Source organism: Brevibacterium paucivorans (genome assembly GCF_016907735.1).
In the GTDB taxonomy this organism is placed as follows: Bacteria; Actinomycetota; Actinomycetes; order Actinomycetales; family Brevibacteriaceae; genus Brevibacterium; species Brevibacterium paucivorans.
Map to the genome: position 1 here is coordinate 1,072,083 of NZ_JAFBCP010000001.1, position 26,997 is coordinate 1,099,079.

The 26,997-nt window shown below is 58.2% G+C and carries 19 protein-coding genes and 3 rRNA genes; 10 read left to right on the forward strand and 12 right to left on the reverse strand.

Annotation, left to right across the window (positions count from 1 at the left end; translation table 11 throughout):
* The first annotated feature begins 59 nt into the window (after positions 1–59).
* The 3 genes from JOE56_RS05010 (at position 60) to JOE56_RS05020 (ending at position 4,615) form a co-directional block, all read left to right on the forward strand.
* On the forward strand, positions 60–647 hold the full coding sequence (locus tag JOE56_RS05010; protein ID WP_204515105.1) for a dienelactone hydrolase family protein: 588 nt from the start codon (positions 60–62) through the stop codon (positions 645–647).
* Positions 648–824: 177 nt separating this feature from the next.
* Complete coding sequence (locus tag JOE56_RS05015; protein ID WP_204515106.1) at positions 825–1,862, forward strand: 3-oxoacyl-ACP synthase III; 1,038 nt, start codon at positions 825–827, stop codon at positions 1,860–1,862.
* Positions 1,863–1,885: 23 nt separating this feature from the next.
* Positions 1,886–4,615, forward strand: coding sequence for an alpha/beta fold hydrolase (locus JOE56_RS05020; RefSeq protein WP_204515107.1), 2,730 nt, complete (start codon positions 1,886–1,888; stop codon positions 4,613–4,615).
* Positions 4,616–4,746: 131 nt separating this feature from the next.
* On the opposite strand, the gene JOE56_RS05025 is transcribed toward JOE56_RS05020, so the two are convergent.
* Genes JOE56_RS05025 through JOE56_RS05045 form a run of 5 tightly spaced genes read right to left on the reverse strand, consistent with a single transcriptional unit; the run spans position 4,747 to position 8,542 of the window.
* The gene (locus JOE56_RS05025) at positions 4,747–5,550 is read right to left on the reverse strand and encodes a 3-oxoacyl-ACP reductase (RefSeq protein ID WP_204515108.1); all 804 of its coding nucleotides are present in this window, start codon (positions 5,548–5,550) and stop codon (positions 4,747–4,749) included.
* 30 nt (positions 5,551–5,580) lie between these two features.
* Complete coding sequence (locus JOE56_RS05030) at positions 5,581–6,096, reverse strand: hypothetical protein (RefSeq protein WP_204515109.1); 516 nt, start codon at positions 6,094–6,096, stop codon at positions 5,581–5,583.
* Complete coding sequence (locus JOE56_RS05035; protein ID WP_204515110.1) at positions 6,093–6,944, reverse strand: multinuclear nonheme iron-dependent oxidase; 852 nt, start codon at positions 6,942–6,944, stop codon at positions 6,093–6,095. The genes JOE56_RS05030 and JOE56_RS05035 overlap by 4 nt, the downstream gene beginning before the upstream one ends.
* Complete coding sequence (locus JOE56_RS05040) at positions 6,941–7,606, reverse strand: hypothetical protein (RefSeq protein WP_204515111.1); 666 nt, start codon at positions 7,604–7,606, stop codon at positions 6,941–6,943. The genes JOE56_RS05035 and JOE56_RS05040 overlap by 4 nt, the downstream gene beginning before the upstream one ends.
* Positions 7,607–7,660: 54 nt before the next feature.
* The gene (locus tag JOE56_RS05045; RefSeq protein WP_204515112.1) at positions 7,661–8,542 is read right to left on the reverse strand and encodes a DUF2207 domain-containing protein; all 882 of its coding nucleotides are present in this window, start codon (positions 8,540–8,542) and stop codon (positions 7,661–7,663) included.
* A gap of 136 nt (positions 8,543–8,678) precedes the next feature.
* Here JOE56_RS05045 and JOE56_RS05050 point away from each other — a divergent pair, with 136 nt between their 5' ends.
* From JOE56_RS05050 to JOE56_RS05060, 3 genes are all read left to right on the forward strand, one after another.
* Positions 8,679–9,647 carry an NAD-dependent epimerase/dehydratase family protein gene (locus JOE56_RS05050; protein ID WP_204515113.1) on the forward strand — a complete coding sequence of 323 codons (969 nt, stop codon included), beginning with the start codon at positions 8,679–8,681 and terminating at the stop codon, positions 9,645–9,647.
* Between the two features lie 279 nt (positions 9,648–9,926).
* Positions 9,927–10,670 (forward strand): hypothetical protein, encoded by a 744-nt coding sequence (locus JOE56_RS05055; protein ID WP_204515114.1) that lies wholly within the window; start codon positions 9,927–9,929, stop codon positions 10,668–10,670.
* Positions 10,671–10,771: 101 nt separating this feature from the next.
* On the forward strand, positions 10,772–11,140 hold the full coding sequence (locus JOE56_RS05060) for an ArsR/SmtB family transcription factor (protein WP_239530374.1): 369 nt from the start codon (positions 10,772–10,774) through the stop codon (positions 11,138–11,140).
* A gap of 22 nt (positions 11,141–11,162) precedes the next feature.
* Here the strand turns inward: JOE56_RS05060 and JOE56_RS05065 are convergent, their stop codons facing one another.
* The 3 genes from JOE56_RS05065 to aceA all read right to left on the reverse strand — a co-directional run bounded on the left by JOE56_RS05065 (position 11,163) and on the right by aceA (position 15,438).
* Positions 11,163–12,383, reverse strand: a complete 1,221-nt coding sequence (locus JOE56_RS05065) for a pyridoxal phosphate-dependent aminotransferase (protein ID WP_204515116.1) — start codon at positions 12,381–12,383, stop codon at positions 11,163–11,165.
* A gap of 25 nt (positions 12,384–12,408) precedes the next feature.
* Positions 12,409–14,064, reverse strand: coding sequence for a malate synthase (locus tag JOE56_RS05070; protein ID WP_204515117.1), 1,656 nt, complete (start codon positions 14,062–14,064; stop codon positions 12,409–12,411).
* 96 nt (positions 14,065–14,160) lie between these two features.
* Positions 14,161–15,438 carry an isocitrate lyase gene (aceA, locus tag JOE56_RS05075; RefSeq protein WP_204515118.1) on the reverse strand — a complete coding sequence of 426 codons (1,278 nt, stop codon included), beginning with the start codon at positions 15,436–15,438 and terminating at the stop codon, positions 14,161–14,163.
* 180 nt (positions 15,439–15,618) lie between these two features.
* On the opposite strand from aceA, the gene JOE56_RS05080 reads away from it, so the two are divergent.
* Together JOE56_RS05080 and JOE56_RS05085 are read left to right on the forward strand one after the other, a co-directional pair.
* Complete coding sequence (locus JOE56_RS05080; protein WP_204515119.1) at positions 15,619–17,115, forward strand: helix-turn-helix transcriptional regulator; 1,497 nt, start codon at positions 15,619–15,621, stop codon at positions 17,113–17,115.
* A 130-nt stretch (positions 17,116–17,245) separates the two neighbouring features.
* The gene (locus JOE56_RS05085) at positions 17,246–17,941 is read left to right on the forward strand and encodes a hypothetical protein (protein WP_204515120.1); all 696 of its coding nucleotides are present in this window, start codon (positions 17,246–17,248) and stop codon (positions 17,939–17,941) included.
* Positions 17,942–18,006: 65 nt separating this feature from the next.
* On the opposite strand, the gene rrf is transcribed toward JOE56_RS05085, so the two are convergent.
* The 3 genes from rrf to JOE56_RS05100 form a co-directional block, all read right to left on the reverse strand.
* A 5S ribosomal RNA gene (gene rrf / locus JOE56_RS05090) occupies positions 18,007–18,123 on the reverse strand.
* 132 nt (positions 18,124–18,255) lie between these two features.
* A 23S ribosomal RNA gene (locus tag JOE56_RS05095) occupies positions 18,256–21,344 on the reverse strand.
* A gap of 309 nt (positions 21,345–21,653) precedes the next feature.
* Positions 21,654–23,177 (reverse strand): 16S ribosomal RNA (locus JOE56_RS05100).
* Together the 16S, 23S and 5S rRNA genes form the textbook arrangement of a ribosomal RNA operon.
* Positions 23,178–23,695: 518 nt before the next feature.
* On the opposite strand from JOE56_RS05100, the gene JOE56_RS05105 reads away from it, so the two are divergent.
* Together JOE56_RS05105 and JOE56_RS05110 are read left to right on the forward strand one after the other, a co-directional pair.
* Complete coding sequence (locus JOE56_RS05105) at positions 23,696–24,250, forward strand: hypothetical protein (protein WP_204515121.1); 555 nt, start codon at positions 23,696–23,698, stop codon at positions 24,248–24,250.
* Positions 24,251–24,375: 125 nt separating this feature from the next.
* A complete protein-coding gene (locus JOE56_RS05110) occupies positions 24,376–25,419 on the forward strand; it encodes an LLM class flavin-dependent oxidoreductase (RefSeq protein ID WP_204515122.1) in 1,044 nt (347 codons plus the stop codon).
* Between the two features lie 37 nt (positions 25,420–25,456).
* Here JOE56_RS05110 and JOE56_RS05115 read toward each other — a convergent pair whose 3' ends face one another.
* Entirely contained in the window at positions 25,457–26,974 is a 1,518-nt protein-coding gene (locus JOE56_RS05115) for a glutamate-cysteine ligase family protein (protein WP_204515123.1), read from the reverse strand.
* Between the last annotated feature and the right edge of the window lie 23 nt (positions 26,975–26,997).

Here is a 26,997-nt window from a genome sequence, read left to right on the forward strand (position 1 = left end):
ATAGAAATAGTTCTGCAGAATCTTATACGTAGCGTTTTCTAAGAAGTTAAGCTGGTCACATGTCGACCATTATTCTGTTCCACTCAGCCTTGGGGCTCGACCAGGGTATGCACCGCATGGCAGATGTCCTCAAAGATGCCGGGCACACCGTCCACGTTCCAGATTTCTACGACGGAAACGTGTTCACTGAAACCTCTGACGGCCTGGCCTACCGTGACGACGTCACGTTCCCTGAGCTGGCCAAGCGTGCGTCTGTTGCAGTGAATGAGATCGTCGCTGGTTCACCTGCTGGGCAAGGTTTCATTTTCGGTGGCTTCTCACTGGGGGCCGCGATGGCGCAGAGCTTTGGAAAGCGTCACCCGCAGGCCACCGGCGCACTGTTGTTCCACGCGGGCGGAACACCCAAACCCACCAGCTGGCAGGCTTCAGCGACCCTGCAGATTCACCACACGGTAGGCGACCCGTTCTACGACGAAGGTCAACCCGAACTGTTAGTGAAGTGCGCGGCAGAAGCAGGTGCTCACGCCAGCCACTTCATGTACCCGGGCACGGCGCACATGTTCGCCGACCCCACAAAAGACGAATACGACGAAGAACTCGCCACCGTCATGTGGGAACGAGTCCTAGCGTTCGTCAACACACACTGACCGTACGCGTCACCAAATGTGGGATTGCCCACCCCCGCTTAGCCATTTTGACGTTGAGCATTAGGATTGACTGGATAGGGAAAACAGGGCACGCGCAGTGACATGCACAGTTACCCGCGCAGTTCCACCGCCCTGTTAACCGCAAACCTACTCGACGCAAGAATTGAACGGACGCTTTTGAACGGCAGAACACCCGGCAATACGACCTTCCGGCACAACAACGTAGCGCTTTTGGGGATAGCGGAAACAACTGCCCCCAACCCGGTTTCCTCCGAATCATTCGACGAGCACCTGGCCTCAACTCTCAAGCGTTTGCACCTCCCGCAAGGGTTGCTTCAGCGTGTCGCCGGAGTGGATTACCGTCGCAACTGGGACAACCCGCACGACTTCATTTCAGGAGCCGTCGACGCAGGTAAAAAAGCCCTCGAACGCGCTCAGGTCGACGCAGACCAGATCGGCGTCATGATCAACACGTCCGTGACCCGTGAAACCCTCGAACCATCCGTCGCGGTGTCCATTCACCACGGAATCGGGCTACCCACCTCGGCCATGAACTTCGACATCGCCAACGCGTGCTTAGGGTTCGTCAACGGGATGACCGTGGTGGCCACCATGATCGACTCTGGCCAAATCGACTACGGCCTGGTTGTCGCAGGTGAAGACGCCTCCCGCGTCCAACAAGCCACCCTGAAGCGCCTATCCCAAGACGACATCACACGCGAAGAATACCTCAACGAATTCGCGTCGCTCACCCTGGGATCCGGTGCAGCAGCCGCCGTGCTGGGCCATGCCGACCGCCACCCCGAAGGCCACCAGGTTCTGGGAGGGGTGACCCGCGCAGGCACGTGGAACCACGAACTGTGCGTAGGCGACCACAACGGCATGTTCACCGACGCCACCGGCCTACTGTCCAACGGCATGGAACTGGTCATCAACGCGTGGAACGAAGCCCACGAAGACGGCTGGGACTGGAACGACATGACCATGTACGTCACCCACCAGGTGTCCAAGATCCACACCAACGAGATGGCCAAGACCGCTAGCTTGGACCTCGACCGCATGCCCATCACCTTCCCTGAACTCGGCAATGTGGGGCCGGCGTCACTGCCCATCACACTGGCCCGCAAAGCTGACGAGCTCGAATCGGGCGACCGTATCCTGGCCATGGGCGTTGGGTCCGGTCTCAACACCGCAATGACTGAAATCGTCTGGTAAAACAAACCGTCGAAAGGCAGGACGTGTCCCACCCTTCACAGGCGGCGTTCGGAGCCGCACCGGCAACCACCCCACCCGACCTGGCCGAATGGGACCCACAGTGGTCACGCGTCGTAACGGTGCCCACCTTCGAAGGCGAACGTTCGTTCCATGTCCTCGACACCCTGCCCGCGTTGCGTGAGCGCGGCCTCGAGCCCACCGGCACGATCGTCGCCCTGCACGGAAACCCCACGTGGTCGTACCTGTGGCGTCGCCTGGCCCGGGCCACTGTGGACGCTGCCGGTACACCCGGAACTCGCACCTGGCGCGTCATCGCCCCAGATCAGCTGGAAATGGGGTACTCGGAGCGCATCGAGCATTCCAACCTGCCCACGCCCCTCGGTGACGACCCCACTCAGCGCCGCATCGCGCAACGTGTCGCAGACTTTGACGCTGTCATCTCAGAGTTAACCGCCGAGGTGTCCGCCACCTCGGGCGCGGACCACCCCTTGGTGACGCTGGGACACGACTGGGGCGGGGTCCTGTCACTGACCTGGGCGGCCCGCCACCAAGACCGCGTCGCCGCCGTTATGACCCTCAACACCGCGGTGTGGCACGACGACAACGAAAACATTCCCGCGGCCCTGCGCGCAGCACTCACCGGCCCTGTTTTGCCTTACTCCACCGTGCGCACGGATGCCTTCCTTCGCGCCACCTTGGCGCTGTCGAACTCCATGCCGGCCGAGGTCGCAAACGCCTACCGCTCTCCGTACCAGACGGCGGCCGAACGCCACGGAATCGGGCAGTTCGTCGCGGACATTCCAGCCACCTCGGACCACCCGTCACACGGTGAGCTACAGGAACTCGCCCGCGACATCGCCACGATTGAGGCCCCGGCGTTGATCCTGTGGGGCCCCAAGGACCCGGTCTTCCAAGAGCGGTACCTGCGCGATCTGCGTAAGCGACTCCCCCAGGCTGATATTCACCGGTTTGAGCGCACCAGCCACTTGTTCGCTGAAGATGTGGACTACGCTTCGACGGTTCTGCAGTGGCTTGGGGCCACGCTTCCGGCTGATGGGCAAGCAACGCAGGACGTGCAGGCTGTGCAGGCTACACAGGACGTGCACGACGTACCCATGATCTTTGACGCCTTGGACGCCCGTCACACTGACCCATCCGTGGCCAGCGTAGACATGAGCAAGGACCAGGCGATCAGCTGGGCGCAGCTGAGCCACGTGGTTGACGCGATCGCGTTGAGCCTTCAGGAGAAGGGGCTCAAGCGCGGCGACCGCGTGAGCCTCCTGATCCCACCCGGCAACAACCTCACCGCCGCCGCGTACGCCGTGCTCAAGGCCGGAGGTGTCGTGGTTGTTGCCGACGCCGGCCTGGGTGCCGCTGGCATGACCCGCGCGGTGAAGGCTTCGGATCCGCAGTGGATTATTGGTGAGGTTCCCGGCCTGACCCTGGCCCGAGGTGCCGGCTGGCCCGGCCGTCGCGTTTCCGTGACCCCGCTCAACGCGCTCACGCGCCGCCTGTTGGGTGTCGAGACGTCGATGACTGAAATGTCGCGCCGCTGGGTCAAGTCCCACGAAAAGGTCGAAACGCCACACCTGGACGACGACGCGGCCGTGCTGTTTACCTCCGGGTCTACCGGCCCGGCCAAGGGTGTGCGGTACACGCACCGAGCACTGGGCGCCTTGGCTACGGTTCTCAAGCGTCATTTCGACGTCAAACCCGGTACCGGCCTGGTAGCCGGGTTCCCGCCGTTTGCGCTGTTGGGGCCGGGAATTGGCGCCAGTTCCGTGACTCCGAATATGTCGGTCACCAAGCCGCGCACGCTCACGGCGCGCGCCCTGGCCGAGGCGGTTGCCGCCGGATCTTGCACCATGGTTTTCGCGTCCCCGGCTGCATACACCAATGTTGCGGCAACCGCTGATGAGCTCACTGACGAACAACGCGAAGCGTGCGCCGGTGTCGAGGTGGCACTGTCTGCTGGCGCGCCCGTTCCGCTTGAGCTCATGCGGAAGATCAAGACCGTCTTCCCCAACGCGTCCGTTCACTCGCCGTACGGCATGACGGAAGGTCTGTTGCTAGCCGACATCACTGCCGACGGCGTGGCAGAAGCGAAGGAGGCAGCTAGTGATCACGGCGTGTGCGTGGGGCGCCCGATCGAGGGCGTGCGTTTTGCGATCGCCCCAATTCTTTCCGACGGTTCCCCGTCCGATGAGCTGGTTGAACTCTCTTCGTCCGAGGCTTCTGAAGCTGTGGGGGTTTTGGGTGAGTTCGTGGTGTCAGCCGACCACATCAAGTCTGGCTACGACCGCCTGTGGCTCACCGATGTCGAATCAAAACGCGACACGGCAGGCGGCCACACATGGCACCGCAGCAACGACATTGGTCACGTGGACGCTAAGGGGCGCATCTGGGTTGAAGGGCGCACGCAACACATTGTGACTACACCTTATGGCCCAGTGGCTCCCGGAGGTGTTGAAGCGGTTGTGGACACGGTTCCTGGAGTTTCGCGCAGTGCCGTGGTGGGTGTTGGGCCGCACGGTAACCAAGCACTCGTCGTTGTTTTGGAGCGCACAGGAGACATGAAACCCGGTTTGGCGGGCCTCGACATTACCGAACAGATCCGGGAAACCGTACTCGAGAAGTGCGACCTGGACGTGGCGGCTGTTCTTGTGGCCAAGGACTTCGTCACCGACATCCGCCACAACTCCAAGATCAACCGCGAACGGCTACACGAATGGGCCGAAGCCCAGCTGGGGTGAAACCCAACCGGGGTTGTGACTAGCCTCGGTGAAGACCAACTGCGGTGATGTAGCCAAGTCCAAACGGCGCAAAGCGAGCGAAACTACGCATTATATTGCGTAGTTTCGCTCGCTTTGCGCCGTTTCAGGCGTCAGTCGAACACCAGACCGTTGTCGACCACCAAGTTCTGACCAGTCACAGCGCGCGAAGCTGGGGACGCGAAGAACGTGGCTGCCGCCGCGAACTCTTCGGGAGTGGTGACATGCCCCAAAGGGGTGGTGGAAGCGATAGCGTCAAACACCTCGGGCGGGGTGGCCGAAGACGCGTCCGTGGTACGCAACAGACCGCCGGACACCATGTTCACCCGGACTCCCAGAGGCCCCAGGTCCTTTGCGAAAGTCCTGGTCACGGACAAAAGCGCGGCCTTTGAAGCGGTGTAGTCGTGATACGGAACAACCGGGTTCTGGAACAGGTTAGTGCCAATGTTGATCACGCGCCCGGACCCCAGTTCACGGAACCCAGGCAAGGCCGACTGGATCGTGTTCACCGCGCCACCCACGGAACCGCGGAACTGCGCGGAAAAGTGTTCATAGTCGATTTCATCGGCGTGGGGGCGTTCGTCCCCGTTAAAGGAAAAGTCCACCAACGCGTTGTTCACCACGGTGGACACTGGGGCGTTCCACTCGTCTTGCACATACTTAAACATGGCAAGAACCGCGCGGAAGTCGGTGACATCGGCCTGAACGGCGAGCGCCCGGCCGCCCTGTCCCTCAATCGATTTAACAAGTTCACCTGCAGCATCTTCGCTGGTGCGGTAGTTGATGACGACACTGGCACCTTCGGAAACGAACGTCTTCGTCAGAGCCGCGCCCAGACCTCGGGCACCCCCAGTGATCAGGACAATCTGGTCGCTGATGGGCAAAGCGTTTGTCGAATGGGCATGTGCGTTAGCCATAGTGACTCCTCCAATGCGTAGTTGGCACCATCATCGCATTCCGCGACCAAAAATCCATGCCCACTGACCCCAACCGAACGCCACGAGTCCATCTTGTGACACGACGAACGGACCCATGCGGGGTTTCACATCAGGCTGGCCTTTTGACTGGTTGCCGGGCCCGCTTGTGACCCGTCGATAACGGATGCGGGCGCCCACGAAATCCGCCCGCGCCTCGGGTGGTAGCTGCTGCGCGTCAGCCAGGCAGAATAGGAGGCTCGCGCCGTCTGTGTCGTGGTCGGCAGGTGGGTGTGTGGTGTGCCAGTCCTGTGCCGTTTCCCATGCAGGTTCGCCTTGCGAACGAGCGCGCTTCAGGCCCACGGCAAGGCCACGGTAGTGCCCACCTAAGGTGCTCAAACGTTTGGAAAACAGGCTGCTTCGGGCCGCGTCAAGTTTTTTCTGGTCCAGGCCCATCGTGTTGTCCGCACCACCCACCATGATGGCCACGAACTGAGCTTGGTCCTGTGCCAGCTTTTCGCGAATCGCGGTGAGGTCGCGGGCCATCACGGCGTGATCCTGTCTAGGCCTGCGATGTCGGAGAGCGCGTTGAGTTCAGCGAACATTTCGTCTTCAGGTGGGAACGCTGAGTCACGTTCCAACATGAGCGGAACCGGACCGGTTCGCTCCACCACTTCATGGGCCAACGTCATGACTTGCTGTACAACAGGGCTAGCGTGAGTGTCGTGGTACATATCGCCTCGCCACGAGCCGCCCGCGATGTGACAGTACGCGATTCGCTCTAAAGGCATGGCCAGAACATCGGTGAGCGGGTCGCGCCCGTGATTAGTGGCGTTTGCCCACACGTTCGCAATATCGAGCACGAGCCCGGCCCCTGTTGCATCTAAGAGCGCTGTCACGAACTCGCCTTCGGGCATCTGCGGGTCCGGCCATTCCACCAGGGTGGCGATCGGCTCGAGTGCGAGCGGGCGTTGCAACACATCTTGTGCGCGGTTCACGTTGTCGACCATGACAGCCAGCTGGTCACTGGTGAGCGGGACTGGCAACAAGTGCCCAGCTTCCAGCACCCGGGCGTGCGGCGACGAAAACCCGTCTAGTTCCTGGGCGCGAACCAGTGCAATGTGTTCACTGATCACTGGGGAGTCGCACGCTTCTGCAACCGCGTTGAGCATGTTCAAGGTATCCGCGTCCGGGGGTTCAGCCGAACCCAGAGACAGTGACACCCCGTGAGTGACCACCGGGACATCCGAATCCACAAGAACCTGCAAGTATTCGTCCAGGTCGTGCGGATTGTGGTTCTCGGCTAGAACCTCAACAAAAGCAGGCGTCAATTTGGCCTGCGACTGACGCATTTCCCAACGCCACCCCACACCTAAGCCAGCGGGGAGACTACTCACGAACGACCTCGGGACGATACATCCAAGGAGCGAATGTCATTGGTCAGCCGCTTGTAGTTGCGCGAACGGAACTTCTTGGTGGGGTTGGAAACCTTTTCGCGGAAAGCCCAGGCCAGAATCCCTACGACCACCAGCACCTCGATCAAAAGACCCCACACCGGGTCGTGGGCGAACACCAGCATGACCAGGCGCGCGGTTCCCAACAAAAACAGAGCCAACCCGGCGGCCTGCGCAACCAACAGGGCCGGGTGCTTGGGGCTGATGAGCATGCCAGTTTCGCGCATGCCACGGCGAAGATCCTGCACAAGGGCGCGCGAATAGTCGTCGCGTGCAAGTTGTTCGTACACGTGCTCAGGGACTTCTTGCTTGTCGGTGATCTCCAGGGCGCGTTGAATGAGCGGCTGTTGCATGAGCCCGCCAAAGATTTTCACGTCACCGTTGCGTGCGAAGTATTCGGCTCGAGCGGGAGGGCACACCAACGTGGACACGGTGGCGTATACGCCTGAGCGGCGGTCCTTGGAGTATGCCAGTTCCAAAATGTTGGGTGTGCGTGCGTATTCGCGGCTCACCATCACGCGAGCGCCCCACACAATGAAGAACAGCAGCACCACCGAGGCACCATAGAACCACAGGAAAGCTCCACCTGTGATGTGGTCGAACATGAATCTCCTCCTCTGTGGCTACCAAACCCATGCACACGGTAGCCACACACCAGACTAGTCGCCACCTCCACAACCACCGCAGCCACCACCGCCACCGCACGAGCTACACGAGCTGCACGAGGATCCTGAACCGCACGAGGAGCTGCCAGCACCGTCCGCGAGCGCTGCCGCCGTTGGCAACGCCCACAACGAGGCAAACGATGGGTCCAGTTGCCACGCGGCTGAGGCTCCACCCACCGCCAGGGCCAGGGGGAAGCCCAGGGCGAACGCTTGCGACTGAGGTTCAAGTCCCCTCATTTGCGCCATGGTGTCCTTAAGCGTTACGGCGCGTGTTCGCTTCATGGCCTGCGTTGGGCCCGCGTACACATAAAATCCGATCAAGAAAATGAGGCCAAAGGTCATGGCCACAAGGAAGCCTATGGGCTTGTCGTTAAACATGCCCACGGCGCAACGGAAAAGTCCGAATAGAAACACTGCAAGCGTGAACCAGCCGGCCAGTTTACGCAGGAACGTCTTGTTGTCTGACAGAAGGCGGTTGCGCTTCATGTCAGCAATGAGGTCTTTTTCAAGTTCTTTGAACCCGAGGTCGTTCTCCGCGCGCTTGGAAATGGGCAGGTGCTGAAGATCAGTTGCCTCCATGAGTTGGCGCACCCGTCCCACAATGGGGTGCGAGCTGATGTTGCGGTACAGCTCTGGGTTACCGTGACGTTCCAGGTGTTCCAGACGCTGTGGCGGGTCGAGTAGGGACACGACGGTGGTGACCAGGCCTATGCGGCCACCTGATGCGTAGGCCAGTTCGAGCACGTTAGGGGTTTTGCGTAGCGGCCCGGCTGATGTCATTCGCGCGACGATGAGCAGGACAACGCATATCGCAATGAGCACCGCGTAAAAGGCCAGGAACACGGGTCCCGGCACATCGGTCATAAACAGGTTCATGGTTCAAATGTACGGGCTGAATGTGCGCTGTGTGTGGCGAGCAGGTTACATCTGTACGTAGATTTGCAATGGATGTGGGGTCTACCAGGGCACCCACCCCACAAACCCCACCCACCCAACCGGCTACGCTTGAGATATGCGAATTTGTGTCACTGGCGCTTCTGGACTGTTGGGATCTGGTGTTGCTCGCGCGCTCATTGAGCAGGGCCACCACGTGACCACTTTGCAGCGCAGGCCGTCCGGGGTTGACGGGGCGCAGGATGTGCTGGGATCTGTCACGGACCCTGCGTGTGTGGAAGGTGCGCTCGCCGGCGCCGAGGCGGTCATCCACCTGGCAGCGAAAGTCTCCATGGCGGGTGACTCGGCGCAGTTTGACCGCGTGAACATCGATGGAACACGCACGGTGGTTGAAGCCGCCCAGGCTGCGGGTGTGAAGCGTTTCGTCCACATTTCATCGCCTTCGGTGGCACACTCAGGGTCGTCAATTATTGGGGATGGAGCCCAACCCGCAAACCCGCAAACAGCCCGCGGGGACTACGCACGCACAAAAGCACAGGGCGAAATCATTGCACTGAACGCAGACTCCGATTCGTTCCCCGTGATTGTGCTACGCCCCCACCTCATGTGGGGCCCTGGTGATACGCAACTGACCGAACGCGTCATCGAACGCGCCAAACAGGGCCGCATCCCCATCTTGGGTTCGGGCACTCCCCTGATCGACACGCTGTATTCGACGAACGCTATAGACGCGATCCTCGCAGCCCTTGAGGTGGTGCCCCACACGCACGGGGAGGCACTCGTGGTGACTAACGGGCAACCTCGGCCGGTTGGCGAACTTCTCAACAGGATTGCCGTGGCTGGCGGAGCTGACCCCATCCGCATGCACGTCCCAGCCGGCGCCGCGAAAGTGGCAGGTTCTGCGATTGAGACCGTGTGGAACCTCACCGAGCACGACGACGAACCACCTCTCACGCACTTCCTTGCCGAGCAGTTGTCGACCGCGCACTGGTTTGACCAGCGCCGCACCCGTGAGGCGCTGAATTGGACGCCCGCTGTGAGCATCGAGCAGGGTCTGAAGATCCTGGCTCAGCACTACGGAAAGTAAATCGCCGCCGAGGTGGTTGCGGGGTGGCCGAGCAACGCACGACTGGAACGACACCCACCTGGGATTGCAAGCATGACACGCGATAAGCGTTCATTTTGAAACTTTTTTTAACTTTTTTCTACGCGCTTTGATGTGCTCATGACCTGCGGAATCACATCGGTGTAAGCATTATTTATAACGTTTCGGCTACGCTCGCGTGTATCATTTGACGCAAATGTCTACTACGATCCTTTTTGGCGACACAAGCTAAATGCTCCCACTTCCCACTTTTAGGAACATATGCTTAAGACAAAATTGCCACTTGCAATCGCTGTAGGCGTTGTATCAGTAGGCCTCTTTTCAGCTCCCGCGTCGGCGATGCCGTCACTGACGGGTAATGTGACCGACAACAATTCCAGCTCGACGAGCGATGATGTTGCGCAACCCGAACAGTCGCAGTCACCGGCTCCTGTTGACTCGGCACCGGAAGAACCAGAGCAGACTCAGCCAGTCCAGAACGAGTCGAAGCCACAGGCAGAGCCGGTTCAGAACGAGCCAAAACCAGAACCAAAGTCGGAGCCCAAGCGACAGCTTCCTCCACAGCCGTCGTATCTAGACGCAGACCAGATTGAAAACGCCCGCATCATTATTGGCGTGGGACGCGCGTTCAACGTATCTGACCGGGGAATTCAGATCGCGTTGATGACAGCGTTCCAGGAATCCGACATGTACAACCTGGATCACGGCGACAAGGACTCGAAGGGGCTGTTCCAGCAACGCCCCAAGTACAACTGGGGAACCGAAGACGAAGTCCAAACGCGCACGTTTGCCGCTCAGTCCTTCTACGGTGTGAACCCCAAGGTGGAAAACGCGGGACTTCTGGACATTCCAGGCTGGGAAAAGATGAGCCTGAACGATGCCGCGCAGGCTGTGCAGCGCTCGGGATACCCGGACCGTTACGGCAAGTGGGAGAACTTGGCATGGCGAACGCTCAAGGCCAATGACGACGCGCCCAAGATCCACCACGCAGGACCGGTTGAATAGTCCACGCCACGTGGCATGACGCGCGTGTCTCCCAGGCGCCTACTAGGGGAAGGGAGCCAGGGAGACAACGTCGTTTGTTCCACGCGGGTAAGATACTCAATATGTCAGAAACTACAGCCGTCGATGTCAGCAAGATTCACCCTGAGGGTGACTGCGACATTCCAACAGAATTTTCGTCGCAAAAAAACATCAGCCTTACCGCTGAACTGTTTAAAGCTCTTGCTACACCGTCGCGCTTGAAAATTCTGCTCACTTTATCCCATGGATCGGCCAGCGTCAGCAAAATCGTAATCGCAACCGAGCTGTCACAGCCACTGGTGTCACAGCACCTCAAAGTGCTCCGTGGGATTCATCTGGTGTCCGTGCAACGCGATGGTCGAGAAGCGATCTACTCGCTCATGGACGACCACGTCGCGCACATCATTCTTGACGCCATGGCCCACGTCAACGAACTCGAGAACGCCAACTAGCCAAGCAAACCCAACCCGCGCCTTACTTTTCCAGATAAGCCGCTTGGAACTTAGCGATGCGACGCAGGGCCTCAGCAACCGCCTCGGGCCCGGCAGCCAAGGAAATACGCACCCACTTGTCACCGTTCACGTTGTCGAAGTCAAGACCGGGCGACACCGCGACACCTTCCGTTTCCAGCAACGCCGAACACCACTGGGTGGCGGTTTCATACGGCCCCAGAACGTCCTCTACCAGGCCATACATATAGAACGCGCCGTCAGCAGGTGCCAGGTCACGCCAGCCCAGCGACGGGGCAGCGTCCAGAACGTTTTGACGCGCGCGAGCAAACCCGGCGAGGGCCTCCTCGCCTTCCGCGTAGGCAGATTCGGTGAAGGCTTCCACGGCGGCGTGCTGAGCTGGAACCGGGGCGCACAGCGCGTAGTTTCCAGCAAGGCCCGAAACCGTGTCCACAAGGTTTTCGGGCAGAACGGCCCAGCCTAAACGCCAACCGGTCATGCCCCAGTACTTAGAGAATGAGCTAATGACAATTGCGTCGTCGTTGAACTGCAGGGCGCAGTCACCGATCGAGTCCGTGAAGGTGATGCCGTGGTAGATTTCGTCGCTGATGATGCGAACGTCGTGGCTGTAGCACCATTTGGAGAGCTGTTCGAACTGCTCACCAGGGATCATGGTGCCGGTGGGGTTCGCCGGTGAGGCGAGCATGATACCCGCGAGCGCACCTTCACTGTGTGCCTGGTCCAGCAATTCAACCGTGGGTTGGAAGCGTTCGTCGGGGCCACAGTCCAGTTCGACGACCTCGATACCCAGGCCGGCCAAAATGTTCTTGTACGCCGCGTAGCCGGGACGGGCCAGAGCCACGCGGTCACCTGGGTCAAAGCACGCGAGGAAGGACAGGAGGAACGCACCGGAGGATCCCGTGGTGACGAAGAACCGGTCGGCTGGGATGTCCAGTCCGTACCAGCGTTTGTAGTGGCCGGACAGTGCTTCGCGCAGAGGCAGGATACCGGCGGCTGGCGAGTAGCCCAGGGACGTGCCATCGGTCATGATGTCTGCAGCACGGGTGCGAACTGCTTTAGGTGCGCCCTGCAGCGGTTCACCCACGCACAGGGAAATGATGTCGCGACCCTGATCTTCGAGTTCTGCTACACGTTGCAGAATGTTCATGACAGAGAACGGGCGCACCACCTTCGCCCGGTCTGAAATGCGTGTCAGGGTGCTGGGTAAAGGTTGGTTGCTACTCATGTTCACATGGTGTCACACCAACCCGTTAAGCAGCGCGCGAAACACCGGGCGCACTGCCACGCGAAGGGCTCAGCACCGACGCCCCACGGAAGACCATGTGGTCACGGTAGGCCACTGGGTAGAACGGCTCGGGTGCGCTTTCGCTCCGCAACGCGCTGTGAACAAAGTCTTCAGCCTCGTCGAAATGGTCAGCGTTGGTGCGCGGAAGCACGGCCAACTCTTCTACCAGGAATCGTGTCACCAGCGCCTGGCTAAGCATCCGCCCATCTTCCAAAGTCACACCCTGGCGCGTCCACTGCCACAGTTGCAACCGCGCAAGCTCAGCCGTCGACACATCTTCGACGTACCCGTTGTAACCGACACTACCCACGCCTCGCAGCCACGCATCGATGTAGTGCAGGCACACCCGCAAGTTCCACCGCACACCTTCCTCACTGATCACCCCGGAAGGCACCGTGAGCAACTGTTCGGTGAGATCCACACGGTCGGTGGCGACGACCTCGGCCACAGGAACCGCAGCACGGTCAGCCCGCGCCTTACCGTACGCCGCACGCACCACATCAATGAGCGACCGGTGCGCGATCCACGTGCCGTCGAAGCCAGCGGACACCTCGGCCAGCTTGTCCTCATACACGCGCTCACGCTCATGTGGCTCTGCAACCGGCAAGTGCGCAGACTCAACCACAGCGGTACTCAGCCCGCCCAACGCCTGGGCGCCGCGCCGGTGACACGTGCTCACCAGCAGGTCCGTAAACGCGCGGATGAACGGCGAATCCGACCGAATCTCGTCCCGCTGCGGAACCGTGAACCCTTCGCGCAGGCCAAAGTGCGTAACCAGCGAACCCACGTAATCCCAACGCCCGGCGGCCAGGCCAACCACGTGGTCACGCAGTTCGTACAAGATTTCGTCCATCTGGAACGCCGCCGTCACCGACTCGATCAGCACCGTCGCCCGAATCGTCCCCCGCGCGAACCCCAGAGTCTCCTGCGCGTGCTCAAACAGACTGTTCCACAACCGCGCCTCATGCCTGTTTTCGACCTTGGGGAGGTAGAAGTACGGCCCGTGGTTGCGCTTGAGCAACGGCCGGCTGTTGTGGAACACAAACAGCCCAAAATCCACCAGGGTCGCACTGGCTGGGTGCGCGCGCCCGGTCGCGTCCGTCCAGGTCAGGTGGTCTTCTGTGAGGTTCCACCCCCGAGGTCGCAGCACCATCGTGGGCGGGTGCGGGTTGCGTGCTTTGAAGGTTTTTCCCGACCGCGACTGGAACGCGAAGTCACCACGCGCTGCCCGCATGAGGCATTCGTGGGCGGTGACCACGTTCGACCAGGTGGGCGCCATGCCGTCTTCTAAGTCAGCCATCCACACGTCGGCGTCGGAGTTACAGGATTTGGCGGCCTCCCGGGGTTCCACCGGGGTCGCCAGCTCCACAACGCGGCGTTTGAGTCCCGGCGCTCCCGAGGTGCCAACCACCTTCCAGTCTCCGTTGCGGATATCGCTGGTGGCAGGGTCAAAAGTGGGGAGGTCACCGTTCTCGAAACCACCTCGGCTGGCGTTGCGAGCGGCGAGAAGTTCGCGTCGGCGCGCGTAGAACAATCGGTGGAGTTCGTCGAGGAAGTCGCACGCGGCGGGAGTGAAGATGTTGTCGATGCCGGTGATGTGTGGCCCGTTGACGGTGAACATGGTGCCTCCTTGTAGTTCGAGGCGCCCAGTAGTGGCTCAGGCTACCGGGCGCCTCGAAGTGTGGGGTGCTCTGTTTTTAGAGCGGTGTAGAGCGGTTTAGAACTGCGCTGCTTCAGTTGAGTCCTTCAGCGCGGTGGTCGAGGACTGTGGGTTGACTGCCGTGCTGACCAGGTCGAAGTAGCCGGTTCCAACTTCGCGCTGGTGCTTGGTGGCGGTGTAGCCACGCTCTTCGCTACCGAACTCGCGTTCCTGCAGTTCGACGTATGCCTTCATCTGTTCACGTGCGTAACCGTGTGCCAGGTCGAACATGGAGTAGTTGAGTGCGTGGAATCCGGCCAGGGTGATGAACTGGAACTTGTATCCCATGGCTCCGAGTTCGCGCTGGAACTTCGCAATCGTGTCGTCGTCCAGGTGCTTCTTCCAGTTAAACGACGGCGAGCAGTTGTAAGCCAGCATCTGGTCTGGGTACTCAGCTTTGATCGCTTCCGCGAACTGGCGAGCCACGTCCAGGTCTGGCGTGGAAGTTTCCATCCACAGTAGGTCGCTGTACGGTGCGAATGCCAGACCGCGGTCGATGCATGGCTGCAGCCCGTTGTTGACCTTGAAGTAGCCTTCCGCGGTGCGTTCCCCTGTGAGGTACTTCTGGTCGCGTTCGTCCACGTCCGAGGTGATCAGGGTTGCCGCTTCCGCGTCAGTTCGCGCGATGATGAGGGTGGGGACGTTTTCAACGTCGGCTGCCAGGCGAGCTGCGTTGAGGGTGCGGATGTGCTGTGCAGTGGGCACCAGCACCTTTCCGCCCAGGTGGCCACACTTCTTTTCGGATCCCAGCTGGTCTTCGAAGTGGACACCTGCGGCACCGGCGTTGATCATTCCGCGCATGAGTTCGTACACGTTGAGCGCGCCACCGAATCCGGCTTCTGCGTCAGCGACGATGGGTGCCAGCCAGTCTTCGACCGAGGTGGTGCCTTCCGAGGTCTCAATCTGGTCGGCGCGCATGAGTGCGTTGTTGATGCGGCGCACGACTGCTGGCACCGAGTTGGCTGGGTAGATGGACTGGTCTGGGTAGGTCTGGGATGCGAGGTTGGCGTCTGCCGCGACCTGCCAACCAGACAGGTAGATCGCCTTGAGGCCGGCCTTGACCTGCTGGACTGCCTGGTTACCTGTGAGGGCACCCAGCGCGTTAACGAAGTCTTCCGAGTGGACCAGGTTCCACAGGCGCTCGGCACCGTGACGAGCAAGCGTGTGCTCTTCGATCAGCGATCCGCGCAGTTTAACCACGTCATCTGCCGTGTAGTCACGGGCGACACCGGACCAGCGTGGGTTGGTTGCCCAGTCGCTGCGGATTGCATCGGCGTTGTGGAGTTCGTTAGTCATCGCTTCTCGCTTTCATATGAGTGTTCTTGCATTGGGTGGTGCAAGCTTTTTTGTTGCTGTGAAACCAGTATTCGGTGTGCGCAAGGGGGCCGGAAGGTTTTTCTCGAGTAAAAAATGACCGTTTTTCTGTTTTGCGTGAGTATGTCGCTTTTGTGGCACGAGTCACATTAAGATAAGCGCATGGGAGAACACATGCCAGGCGCACGCAGTTTCGGCGCCGACACAGGTGCGAGCGAACACACCGCCGAAGGAACCGCTGACGCACTCAGCATTGGTCGCAAGATCCGCCACTTTCGCACCGAACATGGGATGACCCTGGAACAGCTGGGCGAACGAGTGGACCGGGCCGCTTCACAAATATCGGCGTTTGAATCAGGCAAGCGAGAACCCTCTATTACGCTCCTGACGGCACTTGCCAAGGCGCTTGACACCTCGGTGGCCGAACTCCTTGACCCCACCCCCGTGTCACAACGGCAAGCCTTAGAGCTGGAAGCCGAGCGCGCACAGCGCTCACCCCTCTACTCCTCGCTGAACTTGCCCACGGTGCGCGTGAAGTCACTGCCCAACGACGCGCTCGAGGCGATCGTGGGCCTCCAGCGGAGTCTGCACGACATGACGAAGAAGCGCGCTGCCACGCCTGAAGAGGCTCGGCGCACTAACCGGCTGTTGCGTGAAAAGATGCGGTCGCGTGGCAACTACTTTGGGGAGTTGGAAGAGCGGGCGCGGCAAGTGTTGGCCCACATCGACTATCACGGCGGGCCGTTGAGCCGCCGGGACGCGGCTCATGTTGCTGAGCGGCTGGGCTTTAGTCTGCACTATGTGTCGGATTTACCCAGGTCAGTGCGGTCGTTGTCCGACACGCTCAATAAGCGGTTGTACATGTCGAATGACGATGCTGCAGGGACGGATCCGAGGTCTAATTTGTTGACGGCGTTGGCCTCAGCGATCTTGGAGCAGAAACCGCCTTCTGACTATCAAGACTTCCTCACCCAGCGTGTGGAAGCCAATTATGTCGCTGCGGCGCTTCTGATCCCAGAAAAGTCAGCCGTTCCGTTCCTGCAGGAAGCTAAGAAAAATCGTCGGATTTCTATTGAGGAGCTGCGCGACTACTTTGGCGTGAGCTATGAAACCGCTGCCCACCGGTTCACCAATCTGGCCACTGAGCACTTGGATTTGCCCGTTCACTTCATGAAGGTACACATCGACGGGACGATTCATAAGGCGTACTCGAATGACGGTTTGCCGTTCCCCACGGACCCGCTTGGGGCGGTTGAGGGGCAGTATGCGTGTAAACGGTTCAGTTCTCGCACGGTGTTTACTGTTGCCGACAGGTTCAGCCCGTATTTTCAGTACACCGACACTCCGGATGGCACGTACTGGTGTACTGCCCGCGTCATGCCTGGAGCAGGCGATTTTGCGATTAGCGTGGGGGTTCCGTTCGCGCACGTCAAGTGGTTTGAAGGTCGCGATACGGAGGTTCGTTCAAAGTCGTGGTGTCCTGACCCCAGTTGCTGTCGAAGGCCACCTGAGTGGTTAGAGGAAAAGTGGGCGGATGCGTCATGGCCATCAGCTCGCACACACTCGTCACTTCTTGCGGCTGTGCCACCCGGGGTGTTTCCCGGAGTTGATTCCACCGAGGTGTTTGAGTTTCTTGAGAAGCATTCTCCCAGTTCATGACCTGCCCGTAACCACATGTGATGGTCTAGCAACATGTGTATCCGGGTGACTACTGTCCCACGCCCACATCCGTGATGCTGACGCCTAGCGTAGTAATCAATAAACGTCATCACATGAAAGGACAGTACAGATGATGAAGAAGCTACACATTCGTACGGCCGTAGTTACCGCTGCAGTTGCAACGTCACTTTCACTCACCGGCTGTGGTCTTCTAAGCGAACAAATCCAGCCACAGGGAGGCCAGGGCACCGAACAGCAGCCTCAGGGTGACGGAGCTGCACCTGACCAAGGTTCGGCTCCGGATCAGGGAACAGCGCCGGATCAGGGAACAGCACCTCAGAGCAACAACGGAACTGATCAGAGCAACTCGGGCTCCAGTAGCAGTGGCAGTTCGAGCAACAGTGGCACCAGCAACCAGGGCAGTGGATCTTCCGGCAGCAGCTCTTCTGGCGGAACTTCATCGGGTAACAGCTCGTCGAGTGGAAGTTCTTCAAGCTCTGGAACAAGCGACAGCCAAGACACCTCGAACAAGGCCTCAGATACTCGCGTCAAGGTCGATAAAGACGGTACCGGTGTCATTCCTAAAGCCGCAATTGAAGCTGATATCTACGACCTTATGAAAAACAAGTACAACATGAAGCAGCTAACAGCGGTGAAGTGTCGAAATGACGTGAAGGTTTACAAGGGCCGGGGTTCGCAGAGCTGTGAGCTTGAAACACCAGACCGACCATACTTTGGAACCGTCATTGTTAAAGGAATTAAGGACGGCATGATCCAGTACCAGATCAAGTTCCCAAGCCTGCCCGACAACGTCAAGGTGAACTAAGCTTGGGTGAATTGTTTAAGGGCCTGACCGGTGTAGTGGTCAGGCCCTTAATGATAAGAGTGGTTTTGCGGCGGTGTCTTACTCTCCCACACACTCTCGTGTGCAGTACCATCAGCGCTGTCAGGCTTAGCTTCCGGGTTCGGAATGGGGCCGGGCGTTTCCCTGACGCTATAACCACCGCAAAAAATTGTGGGGGCACACAGTGTGTGTGCACGGTGTTGTTTTGCGTGTTCGTGTGGACGCGAGTAGTGATGAAGTTCGTTCGTGTTATAACCAGTTTGTTGTTTGTGTTACCTGGTCTACTCACACGTAGTGTGTGTGAGTGATCGGTGTATTAGTACCAGTCAGCTACACACATTACTGTGCTTCCACGTCTGGCCTATCAACCCTATAGTCTGTAGGGCACCTCATGGAAATCTCATCTTGAAGCAGGCTTCCCGCTTAGATGCTTTCAGCGGTTATCCTTCCCGAACGTAGCCAACCAGCCATGCACCTGGCGGTACAACTGGCACACCAGAGGTTCGTCCGTCCCGGTCCTCTCGTACTAAGGACAGCCCTTCTCAAATTTCCTACGCACGCAGCGGATAGGGACCGAACTGTCTCACGACGTTCTAAACCCAGCTCGCGTACCGCTTTAATGGGCGAACAGCCCAACCCTTGGGACCGACTCCAGCCCCAGGATGCGACGAGCCGACATCGAGGTGCCAAACCATGCCGTCGATATGGACTCTTGGGCAAGATCAGCCTGTTATCCCCGAGGTACCTTTTATCCGTTGAGCGACCGCGATTCCACAATCCACGGCCGGGTCACTAGTCCCAGCTTTCGCTCCTGCTCGACACGTCCGTCTCACAGTCAAGCTCCCTTGTGCACTTACACTCAAAACCTGATTGCCAACCAGGCTGAGGGAACCTTTGGGCGCCTCCGTTACTCTTTGGGAGGCAACCGCCCCAGTTAAACTACCCATCAGGCACTGTCCCTGAACCCGATCAGGGTCCGAAGTTAAGGAATCCAGAATGGCCAGAGTGGTATTTCACCAATGACTCCACACACACTAGCGTGCATGCTTCCTAGTCTCCCACCTATCCTACACAAGCCACACCGAACACCAATACCAAACTGTAGTAAAGGTCTCGGGGTCTTTCCGTCCTGCTGCGCGTAACGAGCATCTTTACTCGTAATGCAATTTCGCCGAGTTCGTAGTAGAGACAGCAGAGAAGTCGTTACGCCATTCGTGCAGGTCGGAACTTACCCGACAAGGAATTTCGCTACCTTAGGATGGTTATAGTTACCACCGCCGTTTACTGGGGCTTAAATTCTCCGCTTCACCCAAGGGTTAACGGGTCCTCTTAACCTTCCAGCACCGGGCAGGCGTCAGTCCGTATACATCGACTTACGTCTTCGCACGGACCTGTGTTTTTAGTAAACAGTCGCTTCTCTCTGGTCTCTGCGACCACCACCAGCTTTCACCGCAAAAGGCTAATACCAGGATGGTCCCCCTTCTTCCGAAGTTACGGGGGCAATTTGCCGAGTTCCTTAACTACGATTATCTCGCTCGCCTTAGTATTCTCTACCTGACTACCTGTGTCGGTTATCGGTACGGGCGGATCAAACCTCACGTCGATGCTTTTCTTGGCAGCATAGGATCACCAGATCACTCCACCACGTGGAGTGCCCATCAGCTCTCAACCATAAAGTCATCCGGATTTACCAAGATGACGGCCTACAACCTTAGACTGCGACAACCATCGCGCAGCCTGGCTACCTTCCTGCGTCACACCTGTTAACACGCTTACCTACAACACGCTCAGGTCCTACCCACACCCACAACCACACCCCGAAAGGTGTTCGGTAAGTGTGAGTAGTTAGTCTCACATGATTCGGTATGGACGGTTTTTCACCGGTACGGGAATATCAACCCGTTATCCATCGACTACGCCTGTCGGCCTCGCCTTAGGTCCCGACTTACCCAGGGCGGACGAACCTGCCCCTGGAACCCTGAGTCATCCGGCGGACGGGATTCTCACCCGTCTTTCGCTACTCATGCCTGCATTCTCACTCGTATAGCCTCCATCACTCGTTCACACGGCAACTTCACCGGCCACACGACGCTCCCCTACCCAACACCACGGCCGTTAAACCTTTTAACGTGGTGTTGCCACAACTTCGGCGGTGTACTTAAGCCCCGCTACATTATCGGCGCGGAATCACTTGACCAGTGAGCTATTACGCACTCTTTCAAGGGTGGCTGCTTCTAAGCCAACCTCCTGGTTGTCTTCGCAACTCCACATCCTTTCCCACTGAGCACACGCTTAGGGGCCTTAGTTGATGGTCTGGGCTGTTTCCCTCTCGACTACGAAGCTTATCCCCCGCAGTCTCACTGCCACGCTTACACTTACACGCATTCGGAGTTTGGCTGACGTCAGTAACCCGATAGGGCCCATCAGCCACCCAGTAGCTCTACCTCGCATAAGCAACACGCAACGCTGCACCTAAATGCATTTCGGGGAGAACCAGCTATCACAGAGTTTGATTGGCCTTTCACCCCTAACCACAGATCATCCCCCCAGTTTTCAACCTAGGTGGGTACGGGCCTCCACGACGTCTTACCATCGCTTCACCCTGCCCATGGCTAGATCACTCCGCTTCGGGTCTAGAACACGCGACTATACCGCCCTATTCGGACTCGCTTTCGCTACGACTACCCCACACGGGTTAACCTCGCCACGTATCACTAACTCGCAGGCTCATTCTTCAAAAGGCACGCCATCACCCCAACTTGGGGGCTCTGACGGATTGTAAGCACATGGTTTCAGGTACTATTTCACTCCCCTCCCGGGGTACTTTTCACCATTCCCTCACGGTACTATCCACTATCGGTTACCAGGAAGTATTTAGCCTTACCAGGTGGTCCTGGCAGATTCACACAGGATTACACGAGTCCCGTCCTACTCGGGAATCAGTCACACCACAACACACGCATTTCAGCTACAGGACTCTCACCCACTACGGTTAGCCATCCCAGACTATTCACCTACACGCACACTATGGCACCACTCCATGCTGAGAGCAGAAAAACCAACCCCACAACACCATGCATGCAACACCAGCACGCTTACACACACACGGTTTAGGCTCATCCACGTTCGCTCGCCACTACTAGCAGAATCATTATTATTTTCTCTTCCTATGGGTACTGAGATGTTTCACTTCCCCACGTTCCCCCCTACCACCTATACATTCAATGGCAGGTCACTACACATCACATGCAGCGGGGTTCCCCCATTCGGACACCCTCGGATCACCGTCCGTTCACCAACTCCCCGAGGCTTATCGCAGGTCACCACGTCCTTCATCGGCTCCTGATACCAAGGCATCCACCATGCGCTCTTACACACTCACCACACTTTATAAACGTGCAGCAAACCAGATAACACACAACAACAAACAATCACGACGATCATTCATCAGATGCTCGCGTCCACTATTCACAAACAAAAACAACAACAAGAAAAACACACAACAGTCTGTTCCCCCACAACCCAACAACGTGCCCACCCATGCACTACATGCCCCATCCAAAGAGCACACAACACACGCACACAACACACCACAAAGAATGCACTGTGAGAGTTTTTGTGACGTTCCACCCAAAAATAAGCACCACACACAACACGCGTGGCTTACCCACCCAAACGGGTGGTTGCTCCTTAGAAAGGAGGTGATCCAGCCGCACCTTCCGGTACGGCTACCTTGTTACGACTTAGTCCCAATCACCAGTCCCACCTTCGACGGCTCCCCCCACACAGGTTAGGCCACCGGCTTCGGGTGTTACCGACTTTCGTGACTTGACGGGCGGTGTGTACAAGGCCCGGGAACGTATTCACCGCAGCATTGCTGATCTGCGATTACTAGCGACTCCGACTTCACGTAGTCGAGTTGCAGACTACGATCCGAACTGAGACCGGCTTTAAGAGATTCGCTCCACCTCACGGTATCGCCACCCTCTGTACCGGCCATTGTAGCATGCGTGAAGCCCAAGACATAAAGGGCATGATGATTTGACGTCATCCCCACCTTCCTCCGAGTTGACCCCGGCAGTCTCCCATGAGTTCCCACCATCACGTGCTGGCAACATAGAACGAGGGTTGCGCTCGTTGCGGGACTTAACCCAACATCTCACGACACGAGCTGACGACAACCATGCACCACCTGTACACCAGTCAAAAAGAAAACCACATCTCTGCGATGGTCTAGTGCATGTCAAGCCTTGGTAAGGTTCTTCGCGTTGCATCGAATTAATCCGCATGCTCCGCCGCTTGTGCGGGCCCCCGTCAATTCCTTTGAGTTTTAGCCTTGCGGCCGTACTCCCCAGGCGGGGCACTTAATGCGTTAGCTACGGCGCAGAATCCGTGGAATGGACCCCACACCTAGTGCCCAACGTTTACGGCATGGACTACCAGGGTATCTAATCCTGTTCGCTCCCCATGCTTTCGCTCCTCAGCGTCAGTAACAGCCCAGAGTCCCGCCTTCGCCACCGGTGTTCCTCCTGATATCTGCGCATTTCACCGCTACACCAGGAATTCCAGACTCCCCTACTGCACTCTAGTCCGCCCGTACCCACTGCACGCGCACCGTTAAGCGGCACGTTTCCACAGCAGACGCGACAAACCACCTACGAGCTCTTTACGCCCAATAATTCCGGACAACGCTAGTACCCTACGTATTACCGCGGCTGCTGGCACGTAGTTAGCCGGTACTTCTTCTGCAGGTACCGTCACTTTCGCTTCTTCCCTACTGAAAGAGGTTTACAACCCGAAGGCCGTCATCCCCCACGCGGCGTCGCTGCATCAGGGTTTCCCCCATTGTGCAATATTCCCCACTGCTGCCTCCCGTAGGAGTCTGGGCCGTGTCTCAGTCCCAGTGTGGCCGGTCGCCCTCTCAGGCCGGCTACCCGTCGTCGTCTTGGTAGGCCATCACCCCACCAACAAACTGATAGGCCGCGAGCCCATCCCTTACCAAAAAATCTTTCCTACACAACCATCCGATCACGCAGAATATCCGGTATTAGACCCAGTTTCCCAAGCTTATCCCGAAGTAAAGGGCAGGTTACTCACGTGTTACTCACCCGTTCGCCACTAATCCACCCAGTGCAAGCACCAAGCTTCATCGTTCGACTTGCATGTGTTAAGCACGCCGCCAGCGTTCGTCCTGAGCCAGGATCAAACTCTCCACAAAAAACAAGAAAGAAAAACCCCAGCACCCAAAAAGAAAAGACAAGAAAAATAATCAAGCCAAATCAATCTGAGAACCAGAAAAAATAAAAAAACTGGCATCACAAAAACAAACAAACACGCTATTGAGTTGAAAAAGAACAGACGCACAGCAACCTTCTCACCAGGAGTTTTGGTGTTCCAGCCGCGGCGGCCGAGTCACTACTCTAAACCATTTAGATCTCATTTCGCAAATCAGCTGAAAGTGAGTAAATGCACACAGCTAAATTCGTCGATTCATCGAATCTATCGAAATGGAATCTGCTTGATTGGCGCTCGGTTCCAGTGGAAGCGGGGCCACGCTTAATTCTGATCGAATTTTGTCTTGGGGCCCGCTCGCTTCGGTGTTTTCCCGCCTGAGCAGTGGTAACTAATTTACACACGTCCGACGCCCAACGCAACTCGAAATCGTGTGATCTGCACCTCACTGGATTTCGGCCCTTACATGCGTGCCAATTTATATCTATTGGGTATTCTATCTGCATGAAAATTAAATCACTTTCGGGCCTTGTCGCCGTGGCCCTCATTGGCGCCCTCTCAGCGTGCTCTTCTGGCGACCCTGTACCAGCCGAGAACGCGGTTGCAGAATCGACTCCTGAATCAGATTCCCAATCTGATCCCGTTCAGTTTGGCAATGAGCTAGAGATTGCTGGGGCAACAGTAAAGGTAACTAATCCAAAGAGGGTTAAAGCAACCGACGAGTTCAACCCCGAGGCCAACGTGGGTGACGAACTAAGCATTATTCATGTGAAGCTCGATACCGCCTCCAGCTCTGCTGATACCTACATGTCAACTATCACTGTGTATGCCGGTGAGGATGGCGAAGAAGTTGAATCCGTGTGCGATGGCGCAGTCGGTACCGAGAACTGCGGAAATGTTGGGGCAGAAACGCCGCCGGGAATCGTGACAACGTCGAAGTTCGGCTACAAGGTCTCGGTCAAAGAGAAACTGACAGTCATGGTGTCAGTGGACAAGAAAATCGGGCCTAACGAAATCGAGCAAGTTGGTGTCGCAACCTTCACTGGCTTCGCCAAGTAGCTAACGCGCACAGTAAGCGCTAATTACCCTCATGTGCTCTGGACTGAAACACGATCCAGAGCACATTTTTTGGGAACGCCTACGCCCGAGCGCCCGCCCTTGATTCCCACACCTTTAGTGACACCATGAAGAGTATGAGTGCAACCACAGCAGACAACAGTTACGAGCCCAGCCCAGACAAAACACCTTTGTCCCTGATCGACTTTGCAACGATCTTTTCCGGAGAGCGCCCCGCAGACTCCTACGCGCGCTCGGTCACTCTTGCCCAACGCGCCGAAGAACTCGGTTACTCACGCATCTGGTACGCCGAACACCACAACATGTCCACGATCGCCTCGGCGGCCCCCGCGGTTCTTATTTCGCACGTGGGCGCACACACATCGCGCATCCGCCTGGGCGCTGGCGGGGTCATGCTCCCCAACCACTCGCCACTCGTCGTTGCGGAACAGTTCGGCACTTTGGCGGAGCTGTACCCAAACCGAATCGACCTCGGCCTTGGACGTGCCCCCGGCACCGACCAACGCACCCTGCTGGCACTTCGCCGCGACGCCAGTGCAGCCGACCACTTCCCCTCAGACGTCGCCGAACTCGCCGGTTATCTAAGCGACGAATCGCGCATTCACGGCATCAGTGCCGTCCCCGGGCAAGGCACGCACGTGCCACTCGTCATCCTGGGGTCATCGCTGTTTGGCGCCAACCTGGCCGCGCAAATGGGACTGCCGTACAGCTTCGCCTCGCACTTTGCGCCGCAGGCACTCGAAGAGGCCGTGGCCCACTACCGCGGCAACTACCAGCCATCAGAGCGCTTCCCGGAACCGTACGTCATCGCTGCCGTCAATGTGACGGCCGCAGATACCACCGAGGTCGCTGAAGAGCACGCTGAGCACGTCCGTCGAGGTCGTGTCAAGGCGTTCTTGGGACGGCAGGTTGGGCGTCGGCTTTCCGACGAAGAAATCGACATGCTGGTCGAATCACCACAGGGTAAGCAGATTATTGCCATGCTCAAGTACTGGGCGATTGGTACCGGTGACCAGGTGCGTTCGTACCTTAAAGACTTCACTCAAACGGCGCGCGCAGATGAACTCATGATCTCGCTCCAGTCCCCGGACACCGACTCAACCATGCGCTCCCTCGAGATCTTGGCCGACGCGTGGGGCATCAACAGCTAACTGGAGCGAGCTCACTGCCTGCGGCCCCTAGCGACGCTCAGTTGGAACGGTGCTCCGGATCAATAATGGGCCACGTGTGTACCGGCTTGCCTGACTCCTGATTTTCAATGTACAGATCCACCAGGCGGGCCAGCGCGTCACGGCGAGTCTCGGTGTCGGGTTTCGACACGCTAGGGTTCATCGCTGACAACGTGCGCATCTGCCACACCGCACCGTTTTGGCGTGTGGCGGCACGTTGCTCGATGATACCCAAGTAGTAGTCGATGAGGTCCTGGTCGACTTTGAGGTCTTGAAGACCCTTCTGTGCCCGCTCAAGCAGGTGGTTGCGCACCAACTTCGCCACGTCGATCTTGCCCAACGTGGGCCATGTGATGCGCGCGAACATACCGTTGCGACACCCCTCATAGAAGTTGGAGCGCGCTTCGTTGAACGACAGTCGCGACCACACCGGCCGGTTCTGCTCACTTAGGTAATTGACCATGCCGTAGTAGAACGCGGCGTCGGCAACCATGTCGGTTGCGGTGGGCCCTGCTGGGAGCAGACGGTTTTCCACCCGCACGTGCGCGGTTCCGTCTCCTGAATCGCTGGGCGCATAGATTGGCCGGTTCCACCGCCACACAGTTCCGTTGTGCAGGTTCAAGTAGTGCAAAGCAGGTGCTTTGCCCTTCATGATGGGTGAGCCTGACTCTTCACGCGACTCCGGCAGCAACGGCGGGAAGTACCGGACGTTTTCTTCGAAAAGGTCAAAGATCGACGTGATCCAGCGTTCCCCAAACCACACCCGAGGTCGTACACCCTGGGCGACGAGTTCCGGGGTTCGCGTGTCGATGGACTGCTCAAACACTGGGACCCTGGATTCGTGCCACAGCTTGCGTCCCATGAAAAGTGGGGAGTTAGCACTCAGAGCTGCTTGCACACCCGCGATCGCCTGCGACGCGTTCCACGCGTCGGCGAATCGGTTGGGTGCTACCTGCAAGTGCAACTGCATCGATGTACACGCCGCTTCCGGGGCCACGTCATTGAACTCTGCCGAAAACGATTCGCGGTTGCTTAGGTCAATGTGAACGAGTTCTCCACGCGACTGCACCACCATATTGGACAGTGCCCGGTATCGGTTTTCATCCGTGATCCACTCCGGAGCGTCCAAGAACTCCTGGGTCAGCGTGGGCAACGTGCCGATCGATGCAACGCGCGCGCCACATTTCTTTGCCCCAGCACGCGCAGCCATGAGCCTGGCATCTAAGCCATTCTCCAAATTCTTCAACCCTGCACCAGCAACCGACAACACAGGGTGGTTGAGCTCGAAGTTGAACGAACCGATCTCGGTCTGAAAGTCAGGGTTGTCGATGACGTCCAACACCTGCTGGTTCACGGGAGCAGGCTGCTGGTTCTCATCCACCAAGTTGAGTTCGAGTTCCAAGCCGATCGTTCCCCGTGCCAAAAAATCCGCGTCCTGCAAGTACGCGTCAAAAGTTTCGAGGTCGTGGCCAAGCTGTTTGCGATAGTCAGTCCGCTGGCGGGGCGTGTAGCTCTGCGCGGAAATTGCGTCACCCATACTCATAGCCTTGCATAACTTGT